The organism is Paenibacillus sp. LBL (assembly GCF_029893715.1).
GTDB classification, from domain to species: domain Bacteria; phylum Bacillota; class Bacilli; order Paenibacillales; family Paenibacillaceae; genus Paenibacillus_AQ; species Paenibacillus_AQ glucanolyticus.
Window position 1 is genome coordinate 1 of sequence record NZ_JARXYU010000014.1, and the last position, 13423, is coordinate 13423.

11 protein-coding genes are annotated in these 13423 nt (G+C 45.4%); 1 reads left to right on the forward strand and 10 read right to left on the reverse strand.

All coding sequences use genetic code 11. The features are described 5' to 3' along the window. Nucleotides 1-239: 239 nt before the first annotated feature. The gene (locus M2277_RS23255; protein ID WP_006208392.1) at nt 240-488 is read left to right on the forward strand and encodes a helix-turn-helix domain-containing protein; all 249 of its coding nucleotides are present in this window, start codon (nt 240-242) and stop codon (nt 486-488) included. A 600-nt stretch (nt 489-1088) separates the two neighbouring features. On the opposite strand, the gene M2277_RS23260 is transcribed toward M2277_RS23255, so the two are convergent. From M2277_RS23260 to M2277_RS23305, 10 genes are all read right to left on the reverse strand, one after another. After that, the gene (locus M2277_RS23260) at nt 1089-1418 is read right to left on the reverse strand and encodes a nucleoside triphosphate pyrophosphohydrolase (RefSeq protein ID WP_280755605.1); all 330 of its coding nucleotides are present in this window, start codon (nt 1416-1418) and stop codon (nt 1089-1091) included. Between the two features lie 379 nt (nt 1419-1797). Then, nucleotides 1798-1995, reverse strand: a complete 198-nt coding sequence (locus M2277_RS23265) for a hypothetical protein (protein ID WP_280755606.1) — start codon at nt 1993-1995, stop codon at nt 1798-1800. Nucleotides 1996-2325: 330 nt separating this feature from the next. Beyond that, nucleotides 2326-3336, reverse strand: coding sequence for a Gfo/Idh/MocA family protein (locus M2277_RS23270; protein WP_280755607.1), 1011 nt, complete (start codon nt 3334-3336; stop codon nt 2326-2328). Between the two features lie 99 nt (nt 3337-3435). Beyond that, nucleotides 3436-5763: an ABC transporter permease gene (locus tag M2277_RS23275; RefSeq protein ID WP_280755608.1), complete on the reverse strand. Its 2328-nt coding sequence runs from the start codon at nt 5761-5763 to the stop codon at nt 3436-3438. Then, the gene (locus tag M2277_RS23280) at nt 5763-6467 is read right to left on the reverse strand and encodes an ABC transporter ATP-binding protein (protein WP_006208385.1); all 705 of its coding nucleotides are present in this window, start codon (nt 6465-6467) and stop codon (nt 5763-5765) included. Before M2277_RS23280 ends, M2277_RS23275 begins: the two co-directional genes overlap by 1 nt. A gap of 334 nt (nt 6468-6801) precedes the next feature. Next, nucleotides 6802-7197 carry a hypothetical protein gene (locus M2277_RS23285; RefSeq protein ID WP_148248119.1) on the reverse strand — a complete coding sequence of 132 codons (396 nt, stop codon included), beginning with the start codon at nt 7195-7197 and terminating at the stop codon, nt 6802-6804. Nucleotides 7198-7281: 84 nt separating this feature from the next. Continuing rightward, nucleotides 7282-8460 carry a DUF4317 domain-containing protein gene (locus tag M2277_RS23290; RefSeq protein ID WP_280755609.1) on the reverse strand — a complete coding sequence of 393 codons (1179 nt, stop codon included), beginning with the start codon at nt 8458-8460 and terminating at the stop codon, nt 7282-7284. Between the two features lie 327 nt (nt 8461-8787). Then, on the reverse strand, nt 8788-9948 hold the full coding sequence (locus tag M2277_RS23295; protein ID WP_280755610.1) for a cobalamin-independent methionine synthase II family protein: 1161 nt from the start codon (nt 9946-9948) through the stop codon (nt 8788-8790). Nucleotides 9949-10878: 930 nt separating this feature from the next. Beyond that, the gene (locus M2277_RS23300) at nt 10879-11286 is read right to left on the reverse strand and encodes a hypothetical protein (RefSeq protein WP_280755611.1); all 408 of its coding nucleotides are present in this window, start codon (nt 11284-11286) and stop codon (nt 10879-10881) included. 187 nt (nt 11287-11473) lie between these two features. Then, nucleotides 11474-12451, reverse strand: coding sequence for a tRNA dihydrouridine synthase (locus M2277_RS23305; RefSeq protein WP_280755612.1), 978 nt, complete (start codon nt 12449-12451; stop codon nt 11474-11476). Nucleotides 12452-13423: the final 972 nt, after the last annotated feature.

The window sequence follows — 13423 nt, forward strand, 5'->3', positions numbered from 1 at the left end:
GGTCACCGAAAAACTTCGCCAAGTTGGGGTGAAGTCCCTTTTTTATGTGTGGAAATCCTTGTGTATCAAGGACTCAGATTAATGCAAAATGCTCAACTAAGAAGGTAATCTAGTCATCCAATTTAGTATTTTTCAGTATCTGTACTATACCATTGTAAACATTTTGTAGGCAATAGCCTACGGAAATTCCCTTATAGAACCACATAAGATGAATTTAACTATCAATAAGGGGTTATAACGTGACTAATCATTGTAATAAATCGATAGAGTTACTTGCCTTCGGCAGGGCTCTTCGAAAGACTCGCAAAGAAAAAGAGCTCACCCAAGATCAGTTAAGCCTCTATTCCCGTGTGGACCGGTCTTACATTAGTGAACTTGAGAATGGGGAAAAAGCGCCTACCCTGCTCACGATTACGGCATTAGCAAGGGCGCTTCATGTTAAAGCATCGCTACTGATTGAGGGGTATGAGAGGGAATTAGAGAAATAAAATGTTAGTTTCCAGTTTAAGATTCAAGGATCTTCTGAATTTCCTTCATCAGATACGTGTAGGACATCGCCGCAGCACAGAACCAGTTCGGATTGACGATCCTGAGTTGATTTAAGAAGAAGCTCGCCAGTTTCCTGCATACGTTACTCGACATCTGTATGATTGGCCTTGGCACCACCTGCAATCTTTTTTACATTTGTAAAATAGACTTTCCGAAGGAACTCGTCCGCTTCTTCCTTCACGTCTTCATAACGCTGCTCAACTTCACCATATTCCGTGAATCCATGCAGGATTCCGTACGTCCAACGAAAGGAGTACTGGCCAGGTACTCCTTTCTTTTAATTATCCCTTCTCTCTTACAAACTACTGCAGGTCCAGCTGCATGATGAAATTCGCCCACCACAATAAGATCAAATTCGTCCGGTGCGAATGATTCATGATGCTTCTTCATCCCTAACCTGTAGATTGAAGCACACGCAATCCGCGTTCCCTTCTTTTTTGAGACCGTTATAGATACTAAAAGTTCGGCCTTTGCATTCATAGCCAGGTTCAACTCCATCCCCAGCGAGAACCTTTACTTCAGTTCCCCGTTCGATCGCATTAAGCGTTGTCGTCAACATCAATTAAATACACCCGCTCCTGAAACCCGCCTCGAGCTTTCGCCTTCTTCTCCCTCCAATCTTCAAGCTCTTCCCATGTTGCCCCATGCACGACCGCCAACGCCCGGATAACCTCAAGCATATCTGCAAGTTCTTCCAGCGACTCCTTTGAACTTGGAGCAGTAAAGTATTCCTCCGACTCTTCTTTGAGCTTTATGATCAATTCTTTCTTATACTCTTCCTCATCCAAAATCCGTGTGCGAAATTCTTTGCCTGTAGCTTCAATGACTTGGGGAATCAAATCCCGAATTAGCTTATTGTAAACCGGCATAGATTCTCATCCTTTACATGGTTAATTGTATATCCATATTGTATCTTACCTTAGAATTAATGAACTATCTTCGATTTCTATAGAAACTAAAGAGATGCCCCTATGAATGTGAGCCTGCGAGCTCACGGGATGCACCCTCAAATCAACATAGCCTTTATATCACTCAAGATCCATTAGTCGCTCAACAGTCTCCCTTTTTTCCAGGTAAAAGGATTTGACCTTTTTTTACAATAGGCGCTACGTTACTTTCTTTATGATCCTGCTTACAGCCTTACTTTCCCAGACAAAAATCATTTTCTGTTGGTTGCAATAGTAATAAAAAAGGAGTAGACAAATTTGTCTACTCCTTAATACCGACTTTATTAATTTAATGAATATATTACTCTTTTTTTTGATCTAATCGCCGACGAAATACTAAAGCCGAGACAGCGAATATAACGAAAGCTACTGTTGAAGCAGCAGTAACCATCTTCAACACATCTCCTTTTGGGGATTCGAACAATAGAGCGACCGAGATGATTAAAACAGCACCAGTTAAACCCATTCCTAAAATCAAGATCGCCAAAATCTTATTCATCTAGTCACCTCACAGGTAATTGAAACAAGCTACCGCTCCAGCGATACCACCAGCACCAATAACTGCATATGCACCAATGCATGTCACACATATCGGAGCAGTTACTGGTGTCGGTACTGCACACGAACCGCCACACGCAACTGCAATGCTGCACGTCCCTGTTCTCGGTGAACGGTCGTATGCGGGAAACCTCGTCATAAACCTACTCCAAGGTAGCGAAACCCAAAAGCTCCCCAACCGCATTGAACAGCCTCACCAGAGAGACGCCAACTAAGATGGTGCTTTTTTTTTTTTGCCCGAACATTCACCCATCAGGTCTTTGCATATCTCCTACCGCTTGATCCCCATCAATTGAGGCCTTACATCCGTAAAGCCCTCACCCGGCTTACGCAGAGCTTCCAAAACCACCTGCGCATTATACCCGTCATAGAAATCATAGATGATACCGGACTCTCCGTTCAAAAGTTGAACAATTTGCTTCAGGATGGGCAGCGGACTGACAACGTCGTCCACAGATACAGGCTGCAGACCGGTATCCTTGCCGCCCTGGTACAGGTTGCGCCAATTCTCCAATGCCAGGGTACCTTCTGCCCCGTGGATCACCAGGGAAACACGCTCCTCCTCTTCCCGTTGGTCGGTTCCCGATAGATGAATCTCAATTTCATCATGTAATCTGAGAACGGCCTGGACACGGCTTTCGGACTGATTGGAGTCCGGCGGAAACTCGATATCGCTCTTCACATGCGTAATCGGACCGAACAACTGCTGGATCATCTGGATCCAGTGAATGCCAACCTCCAGCAAGTATCCGCCCTGCTGTCTTGACGTGATCCATGGATTCTGCTGCCAGGCCCTCGGCCACTGCGGAAACTCCAGGAATAGGTCCATTCTGTGGATCCGGCCGATCGCCTGCTCCTCAAGTAATCCCTGCAGCTTCAGTACGGCCGGGTCAAGCGGAAGCGAGAAATGCACCGCATGGAGCCTATTTGCCTTCTCGGCCAGCTCCACCAGACTCCGGGCTTCAGTCAAGCTGTTAGCCAGCGGCTTCTCACAGAAGACGTGGATGCCCTTGTCGAATGCGATCCGGGCCACGTCATAATGCAGAGACGGCGGAACCGCGATATACACGAGATCCATGGACACCTCGTCCAGCAGCTGACGATAGTTGGTGTACAGCCGTGGACGAATCCCTGCTTCTGCGACTTCCCGCTCCAGACTGGATGCATCACTGTCGCAAATCGCGACCAACTCGATCTTATCCGCATATTGCGGCAGTAAGCGGTGAATCATATGCCGACCCATGTGTCCCAAGCCGATGACGGCCATTTTTAGTTTGCTCATCCTGTTCTCCTATTCCATTCACGATAAAATTTTGTCATTGAATGCCACGCCCTTATTATAGATCAAGGTCCAACTGCGCGTACACTCAGATATTACCATTCACTCCACACCCTTCAACGACTCAATCATATGAATCCGCGTTACTTTTTTCCGAAGCATGAGGTTGGAGATAAGGGTCAGGATGAACGCCAATATAACAGATGCCAGGATGATAACAAGGTTTAATTGATCCGGGATTTGCTGATGGGTACTCGAAAGCGCCTTGATGATGATGGAATAAACATAACCGCTGATCGGCAAAGCGACAATGACCGCAAAAGCGGTTAATAACATATTTTCAGAGAAGATCAGCCGGTTGATTCTGCGTTTGGGATAGCCTAATACCTTCAGGGTGGCAAGCTCGCGATTCCTTTCGTATATGTTGATGGAGGAGATCGTGTAGATGGCACCGAAGGACAGAATGACCGCACAGATGATAAACATGATGAAGATAAAGCTGTTTTGCTTCAGCATATATTGCGCTGATTTCTTGAGATCATCCTTGTCTGCAATGGCATCCACCTTCGGGTCTTGTTCAAAAAAGCCGCGAACGCTTGCCAGATCTGCAGCGCTCTCGACGCTCACTAACCGTGAGGAAGGAGCGTAATCGATCCCCAAGCTCTTCATGTAGCCCGGTGTGCTGTAGAATGACGGGTTCGAATACTGTGTGGATATGTCCAGAACCTTCATATCGACGTTGGTTTGGTTAAGCTCCGGTGCTGTGAATTGCATCCGGATCATATCCCCTTCGGAAATACGATACTGATCCGCGTAAGATTTAGGTACCAGCACCCCATGATCTGCCAACGATAGCCGATTCCCTTTTTCGTCATAAAAGTGGATCAGCTCATTCTCTTGCTCCGTAACCACAAGCGTAGCCTGTTCTTTGTTCTCCCCTTGGATGAATTCCACAGGATAGGTGGACAATTCGTAACTGTCTGCAATGCCAGGGGGCAGTGTTACCGTATCCGGGAACGATCCCGTGTAATAATCGACTCGTAAGTCATACGTATTTACCTCCTCAATTTGGCCGGCTACCTGGAGCAGGGCCGTCTGCGTGCCAAAAGCCGTGATCAACAAAACGGTACTGACCACAACACCAACCGAGCTTGCGAGTGCTTTTTGTTTATTTAGGAATATATTTCTTAGTATGATCTTGTAGCTGTATGGCAGCCGGCGCCACATCCCGGGAACTTTCTCGATGAGCAGCTTCTTCATCTTCTTGGGCGGTTTCGGACGCATCGCCTGAGCAGCACGTTCTTGTAATATCGCTCTGCCGCTTAAATAACAGGACAGCATGCCAAAAGCGCTGGAGCATATCATCGGAGGAAGGAGTGTAAAAAACGAAAGGGTGAACGTCAGGTCAGGCAGGGAGTAGGATCTTCCAATCGACGTTGTAATGAGCGGAATGAACAGGGCGGCGGCGATGGCGTAACCCAGAATGGAGCCGATAACACCTGCCAGCACAGGGTAGCCCATGTAATGAAGCAGGATGCTTCTATTTTTCACCCCTAGTGCCTTCATAATACCCACTTGATTGCGCTGGGAATCGATCATCCTTGACATGATCAGAAACAGGATCACCGCTTCAATCAAGAAGAGAACGATCGGGATCACCCGGCTCATCAGTTTATTGTTATGGATCGTTTGATGGATTTGGGAATAATTGAAGGTCCGTTCTTTGCTCATCTGGCTTACATAAGGGAGTGAATCGGAATTGGCTTCAATGGCCTGCCCTATCTTGTCAATGTCGTAACCATCCTTGGCATCAATCAGGATCTCATTGTAAAAAAAGCTGCCTGCGATTTCAGATATGGTCTCCTCGGGGATATAGGCTGCTCCATAAGCTTGATGATCCTGGGTTTCGTTCTTTTTGGCATGCTCCACATTCTCATTCAGGCCGCTAATCGTGAACGTCATATCCTTGTCATTCACACGGAGGCTGAGGGGATCACCGACACGGTAATGATGCGCCTCGGCATAATGGGAGTCCAATAGAATCTCATTTGGCTTGGTTGGCATCCTGCCCTCAATCATCTTGGGCGTGTTAATTTCATTAGATGCAGGGATCGAATGCAGTGTTAGTGCAGCTTTAGCATCTTCAAAGGACTGTGTGGCATGAACGGTGTAACGCCCTTCGATATGATGAATGCCCTCCATACTGTGTAGACCAGCGGCGTCCTCCGCAGAGATTTGACTGTAAAATACGTTCAGATCGCTTAAATTATGCTCTTGAAAATACCCCTTCGTATAGGCGCTAAGATTGTCACTTAAGGTGACCAGCCCCGTGTAGAAAAAGGCGCCCACCGCGATAACCAATACAACGGCTATGAATTGTCCCATCGATTGTTTCATATCCCTTAATAATTTCAACGATAAAATCTTCATCACCACTCGATCCCTTCAACGCTTTGTTTGTGATCATTAATCGTGATGCTCTCGATCCTTCCGCTCTTGACGCGGATCACTTTATCCGCCATCGGCGCTATGGCCGAATTATGGGTGACCAGAACGACGCAGGTCTTCGTTTCCTTGTTCAAATCCTGAAGGAGCTTTAAGACTGACTTCCCTGTCACGTAATCCAAAGCACCGGTGGGTTCGTCGCAGAGCAGAAGTGCGGGATTCTTGGCAACCGCTCTCGCGATCGCAACTCGTTGCTGTTCGCCGCCAGAGAGCTGGGAAGGGAAGTTCTTCATGCGATTCGCTAGTCCAACCTTATGTAAAATATCACGGGCGTCCAGATGGTCCTTACATACCTCTGTCGCAAATTCAACGTTCTCCAGCGCATTCAAATTCGGGATGAGGTTGTAGAATTGGAATACGAAGCCAACCTGCTCCCCGCGGTATTCGGTTAATTTCTTCTCGCTCCATCCCGTAATCTCTTGATCCCCAACAAACACATGTCCTGAGCTGGCGGTATCCATCCCGCCGAGAATGTTCAAAATCGTGCTTTTTCCCGCCCCGCTGGCTCCTAAAATAACGACGAATTCCCCCTCTGATATGGAGAAATCAACGCCCGCAAGGGCTTGAATCTTCACTTCGCCGATTTGATATGCCTTGGTTACTTTTTTGAATTCGATTAACGTTGCCACTTCTTACATCTCCTCGTATTAAAAATTTCAGTTGGCCTTGATGCGTCTACTCTCTATGTTACACCCTACGTTACAAGAGACACCCGACAAGCGATGTATTCCATCATCAGCCTCAAGAAGGGTTTTGCTCAACTACTGGCTAAGGGATTTCCCCTCCATTCCTGAGGAAACACGAGCCTCAAGCAAACAAAGAACCCTTCCGAAGAATCCGGAAAGGTTCCCATCTCACATTGTTTCTCCTGCCGCGCTTACAATGGTTGAATCCGGACGGAATTTTCCAAAGGCGAAAAAAAGACCGCCATCCTACTGAGGGATAGCGGTCAGTACCATTCTGCTAACTGTTTTCCAAAATATCATTGAAGAGTTGTCCGCCACCATCGACATCAATGATTTTAAGGCGACTCGTGTTTTTGATAAAAATGGTCTTGTACTTCTCCTCACCGTCTGGGTTCGTGAGCAGAAGAATGCGTTCGTTTTTGTTATCGGTTACCGTTCGAAAGGTATAATCTTGCGAATCTATATTCCGAACAATCACGTCATATTCGGGAAGTGCAGACCACGCGCCGTGGTCTAGGCTTTCCTCGGCTGATTCATTGTTTTGCTGCGACGTCTCAGTCTGCGCGGATTGTTCGTTATTGCCTGTGGCATTCCCGTCGTTATCCGCTGGGTTCGATTGGCAAGCCGTCAGCAGCGTTGCGGCCGTAATCACAATCAAAAGCATTTTGTTCATTCGAAGTCATCTCCTGTTGCGTTAGTGCTTTTTATTAGGTTATTTGGTGCGGCACCTGACCTATGCCATGCAATGAAACGCGGCTTAACTTAAAAGCGTCTCTGAAGCGAGCGTAAACCCTTCAATCGCGACATCTTCGTCCACTTCAATCATAATGCAGCGTTTACCTTGGTAATTAACCTGTTTGACATATCTTAAATCCTGCGGGCTAATCGAAATTGTAGCTACCTTGGTTTCGATCTTAATGGATTTGGAAGTAAACTTCGGCAGGACGCTGGTTGCTTTCATCTCATAGTTCTTGTTGTCCACGATCGTTTCGAATGCCCGCTCCACCTTCTCGGTTGTCACATCCTCTACGCCGCTTGCGTTCAGTACGCGTTCCAGATCTTTATAATCCAGCTTCGGAGGTTCTTCCTCCTTCGTCTCTTCGTTAATTTCGATCACCCGGTTGATTTCCTCGTACACCTGGGCAATGGTGGCTGAATCGAGCTGTTCGCCGGCCACTTCCTTGACGATATCTTCAAAGATCGCTCGCTCTTCTAGTGCCGTCACGGATCTTTCCCCGTTCAAGACCTGTTCGACAAAATGCGGATCCGGAAAATTCGATTTTCCCGTACAATACAAAATACGATTCACATCGGAATAATTGTCCGTCACGCTAGGGTACAGGAATCCTTGCTCCGGCGTACTTAACTTGATAATCGGATCTACAATGACATTGTACTTGAACTCCCTCTCCACATAATCGAACAGGAGCGTCTTCCGTTGTTTCTCCGTAGAATTCACACTGCATAAAATGAACGGATGAGCAAACACCTCGTTCTTCTCGCTCTCTTCCGCTTCATCGTTTCTCGTCTTGGTCGGCAAATAATACTGCCCCCGAACGAACGTAACCACCATATCCCGCTCATATTTGGCATCCGCCAGCATTCTCTCGACAAGCATCAGCATCAAGTCCTGCCATTCTTCCGGGTCACCCGACACGAGAGCTTGGTGAAGCAGTACCTGGGCCGGTTCCTCCGCTGCTTCCTGAAATCTCAATTCGAACAATTTTTGATCCAGCTCGCCGGTCAGCAGTTTTTTGAAATTACCCATGTATAACTCCTGCTTCTCCCGATCCACCAGCTCGAACGGCAGGCGCTCCCAGTGATAGATTTCATTCGTTTCCTTCGTAATATAGACATTGAGAATATCGTAAATATTCAGTAAATCGTGGTCCAGCTTAAATTGCTTGCGTATATTGGCGACTTCTTTTTTGTTCATATCGGACTCTGCAGCTCCTTAGATATATTCTGGCTTATCTTAGTATAGATTATTGGAACGTAAATTGGTTAGCGATCTTGCGGCTTGTATTGCTGTACCTTAGGCCAATTCTCCTGCGGCCCTGATCCTCTATTGTGGCATATTTGAAACCCTGAGTCGAGTACATATCCTTGTGGGAACCCATATCAAAACAACGAAGGCTTCTCCTGTTCCATGCTGCAGATGCTCCCCCCCAAACACGCTGCATATAAAAAAAAGATGACTCTTAGGGTCCATAAGCGGCCCGTTGAGTCATCCCTATTAGCTCAAGATGATGTTTATCCGAATTTAGTTATTCCAGTATTGCTTGGCAATCTGTTGACCTTGGTTGATCTTCGCCCATTGCTCGGCTTCGCTTAGCTCGTTACCGCCATCGCAGGACGCAAAGCCGCATTGATGCGAGAGCAGCAGACGGTCCTTATCAATGATTTTGGATGCTTCGTCAAGCAGACGGATGACGCGTGCTTCATCATCAAGCGTATTGGTTTTGGAAGACAGCAAGCCCAGAACAATCTCCGTTTCCGGTCTGTCCTTGAAAACCTCCAGTGCTTCAATCGAACCCGCACGATCATCATCCCACTCCAGGAAGAATCGATCATATTTCAACTGCTTCAGGAACAGATTGGCGATTTTCGCATAAGATCCACCGCCCATGTTGCGGGAATCATAGTTACCGCGGCAGTTGTGTGTCCACATTTTCAAGCCGAGGCTATGACCGAAATCAATCACGGTATTATTAATATCAATAAATTCGGTGGCGAGACCCTGTACTTCCACTTGATTAATATGCTCCCCTGTAAACGGAGAGTTCGGGTTGTCGTCTGCAAACAGCTCCCACAAGCAATCATCGAATTGCAGGATTTTGCCGCCTGCCGCAGCGAATTCCTCCACGAATTCCTTATACGCCTTCACAAGGCCCGCTTTGAGTTCCTGTTTGTTCTGATAAACCGCATCCGTGCCGCCAATGTTATCCGACCAGGAAAGTTCACCGTAAATATGGGAAGGAGATGGGACGCAAAGCTTCGTCTCCTGATCGCCTGCCGTATCTTGGAGCTGTTTGAACAGCTGAATGAAGTGATGATTCTTTCCGCTCAGTGCGCCCGTAATGCGCAATCCAATATCTTTGCGTGTTTCATATTTCGAGGTTCCGTCCACATCCCGGAAGAAGTTGCCATGGTCCGCGATATAACGCTCAACTCCGCCAAAACCCCACACAAAATCCAGATGCCACATCGATTTGGAGAATTCGCCGTCCGTAATAACCGACAGGTTATGCTCGATTTCCTTGTTCACGACCTGTGTGATCGCCTCTGTCTCGCACTCGGCATACCCTTCAAAATTCTCATAGAACGGATACTGGATATCATCACGATGTTCAATTTGCGTTTTATATTTCAGCAGCTCTTCGGGCCGCAACAAACTTCCTACGATCTGGAACTTATCCGTCATGTACATAACCCCCTCGTTGTATAGCGATATCATATCACGACGAGCAGAGTTAGAAGGCATACCAAAAGATCATAACTAGTTATAGTTAAAAGCTATAGCGAAATTAATACTGCTTCTTGCAATGACTTGAAGACCAACTGATTGAGCTAGTGATATCTTGACCGAAGAGCAGTAAATCCTAATAGCTAACTATAAAAAGAAGCTTCGGTTAATCTGAGGCTTCTTTTTATTGGAATAATATTCTTTTTCAGCACGTTCAATCAGTCGTTTTAACTTCGAGTGATCCTCTGGAGTTTTAATTTTGAAAGCTCCAGTGTTCTCTACAGAAATTTGGGGACAATTACCGAGCATTACTATGAATATCGAGCCATTCTTCATATGAATTTCAAGATCACGATAATTAGCCAATGTATGAGAATTTTCTTCTTTTATATTTGAATTTAGAATGTTGACTACAGTTTCAATGTCCTCTAGTTTACTTATGTCAGCGGACTCTTGCCTCTTACTTCATAACTATAAACGGTAATACTAGAAACATCCTCGCTGTCTATCTTGAAGGTTGGTTCATTATCCTCTTGAGGATTTTCAGTTGCATTAGGCCTTTTTTCTGTTGAATGACCACAGGAGACTAGAAGCGGAAGGCATAACAGGAGCATTATAATAAGCACCTTGCTATTTCCCCTCATAATAAACCTCCATTAATGCGTTATTATACATACTAACGCATTAATAACTTTTAAAGTTACACTTTGCAGATAACAAGATCATTGAACCGCCACCGCATATAACTAGATCCGTTCCAAACTCGAGCAACATCATCTGCTAATTGCAGAATCTTGTACGATGAACGAGTCTATAACGTGGCGACTTTTACATTAGGACCAGCCTCGTCTCACTTATTTTCTTTCTCAATTCGTTCAACTAAGTCCCTTAAATCGTTAGTGGATTGATCCGGTTTAAGAAAGTATGCAAAGTTTGTTTCCGAGACGACAAAGTAATGTCAATTCCCTCCGAAATTAGATTTATCACTTTACCGTCTTTCATGTTAATTATAAAATCGCGATATCCCGCCTCAGTTACTGCTCCTGGACTTTCCGCTTCATAATCAGAGTTTATATGGTTGATGAAAAATTGTATGTCATCCGTATCGGTCATTTCCGCTCGATTTCCTTGAGAACCTACAATAAAGACAGTAGCAACGTCTTGCAATTGAATCCTAAACTCTGGTTTTACCTGTTCTTCTTTATCTGGAGGTGTCACTTCTTGTGAACTGCTGCAAGAAATAGTCAGCGGCAAGATACAAAAAAATAAAATAATAAAGATAAATTTTTTGCTCATTATAGCCCCCAAATTTTAGTTGTTAATTCTTACAACGTAATAAATCACCACTAAGTTACGTGAGATCTTAGTGAGTAAAAATAAAAAACGCCTACTTGCATCAGCAAGGAGGCGCGCTTTACTACGATCTATTAATCCTTCGAAAGATTAAAGAATTCAATATGAGACTATATCGGAAATCTATCCATTAACTGAATCTTTGCTGTTCCTCCACCACAAACTCATCGAGCAACGCACGTACTTCACGTGTGGACTTAGCGTTCATTAAGCTATTTCTGAGTTCACTTGCTCCTCGGAATCCACGGACATAGATTTTGAAGAAGCGGGCAAGAGGGCTGAACGAACGTGGCAGCTGTGCAGAATAGTGATCATGGAGATCCAGATGTAGCCGCAGCAGATCAAGCAATTCCTCACTGCTGTGTTCCTTCGGCTCCTTCTCAAAAGCAAACGGATTCTGAAAAATGCCGCGGCCAATCATAATGCCATCCACGCCGTATTGTTCAGCGAGCTTAAGGCCAGTCTGACGGTCCGGAATATCTCCGTTAATGGTCAGCAGTGTATCAGGTGCCACCTCATCACGAAGTTTCTTAATCTCCGGAATCAGTTCCCAGTGAGCATCTACTTTGCTCATTTCCTCTCTTGTTCGTAGATGAATGGACAGATTCACAATGTCTTGTTTCAAGATATGGGTCAGCCAGTCGCGCCATTCGTCTACGCTGCTAAAACCGAGCCTTGTTTTTACACTGACGGGCAGCCCCCCGGCTTTGGCGGCCTGGATAAGTTCCGCTGCAATGTCGGGACGGCAGATCAGACCGCTTCCCTTCCCATTCTCGGCTACATTCGCTACAGGACACCCCATATTAATATCGATGCCTTTAAAGCCTTCCTTCGCCATGCCGATACTCATCTGACGAAAATATTCCGGCTTATCTCCCCAGATATGGGCTACCATGGGCTGTTCATCCTCTGTAAAAGTCAAACGTCCGCGCACACTATGATTCCCCTCCGGGTGACAATAGCTCTCGGTATTCGCAAACTCCGTAAAAAACACATCCGGTCTGGCTGCTTCACTTACAACATGGCGAAACACAACATCCGTCACATCTTCCATGGGCGCCAGTACAAAAAAAGGTCGTGGCAAATCACGCCAAAAATTATCCGTCATATCCAATACCCCTCTTTAAATAACCAGGAAAAATCTTTATCCCGAAATAGTAAATACAAACTGTTCAAACTCTTGCTTTTTCCTAACTTATAGCATGTTTAAGCAACATAAATCAAACGGCAGTATATGTTAATCGTAGCAGTGAAAGCACTCCTAAAACGATGTGGCCCGTCAATGCAAGTTCATGCTCATCACGCTCTGCGCCGCAGTTCATAAAAATATTGCACAATCGGATGCTTTAACTTCATCATATCTGCCATGTTTAAACCTGCCGGCTCTTCGCACTCATTGAACAGACCGTTCGATAACCAGTCGCCGATTGATTACCGATGATTGGCTTCTTAATTTGATTGGTGTTTTGACCCTATCTCACAAATGGATGTCCGCCCCGTAGACTTTCTATATATAATAGGTAATATAGCATTGACCAGAGTTGCCAAAATATATTAGGACACGCGGGTAATTCTGATCCTTTCGCTGCCAATATTGTACAAAGAGAGATAGTAAAGTAAATCTATCATTTCAAGATCAGCTAATCGTTTTCTAAATGAGTAAGTAAATATAATTATAAATCATCGAGATATATTAATCACGAAAGGGCTTTCCCTTAAGTAGGTTTGCTACTTTCCGTCGTTTCTTTTCGTTCGTAACAAACCGTAGTTTGTGCCCAGCGGCGCACTCTCCAAACGTCATTAAACTATGCATGGTCTTCATCAAGTTTGTCCTCTTTCTCCTCCGCTCATTTTAGAACGGAATAGAAGCCGGCCAACGAATCATGAATGCCCCAGCATTCACAGTTCGGTTTATTGACATACTTCTGGATATTCAATTCCAACTATTCTCATCGTTCACGTTCACTCACCCTTTAATGTCCGATTCACACAAAATTCCTGGTCGTACAAAAGAAATTTAAGGATTGGGATTTCCCAAAAGACCCGATACTACTAACAGCGACCAGTCCCTTGTGGCTTA

Bases quoted from the DNA above. Each gene is read 5' to 3' on its own strand.
- M2277_RS23260 (WP_280755605.1), bottom strand. From the start codon at position 1,418: ATGCCGGTTTACAATAAGCTAATTCGGGATTTGATTCCCCAAGTCATT.
- M2277_RS23265 (WP_280755606.1), bottom strand. From the start codon at position 1,995: ATGAATAAGATTTTGGCGATCTTGATTTTAGGAATGGGTTTAACTGGT.
- M2277_RS23270 (WP_280755607.1), bottom strand. From the start codon at position 3,336: ATGAGCAAACTAAAAATGGCCGTCATCGGCTTGGGACACATGGGTCGG.
- M2277_RS23275 (WP_280755608.1), bottom strand. From the start codon at position 5,763: ATGAAGATTTTATCGTTGAAATTATTAAGGGATATGAAACAATCGATG.
- M2277_RS23285 (WP_148248119.1), bottom strand. From the start codon at position 7,197: ATGAACAAAATGCTTTTGATTGTGATTACGGCCGCAACGCTGCTGACG.
- M2277_RS23290 (WP_280755609.1), bottom strand. From the start codon at position 8,460: ATGAACAAAAAAGAAGTCGCCAATATACGCAAGCAATTTAAGCTGGAC.
- M2277_RS23295 (WP_280755610.1), bottom strand. From the start codon at position 9,948: ATGACGGATAAGTTCCAGATCGTAGGAAGTTTGTTGCGGCCCGAAGAG.
- M2277_RS23300 (WP_280755611.1), bottom strand. From the start codon at position 11,286: ATGAGCAAAAAATTTATCTTTATTATTTTATTTTTTTGTATCTTGCCG.
- M2277_RS23305 (WP_280755612.1), bottom strand. From the start codon at position 12,451: ATGACGGATAATTTTTGGCGTGATTTGCCACGACCTTTTTTTGTACTG.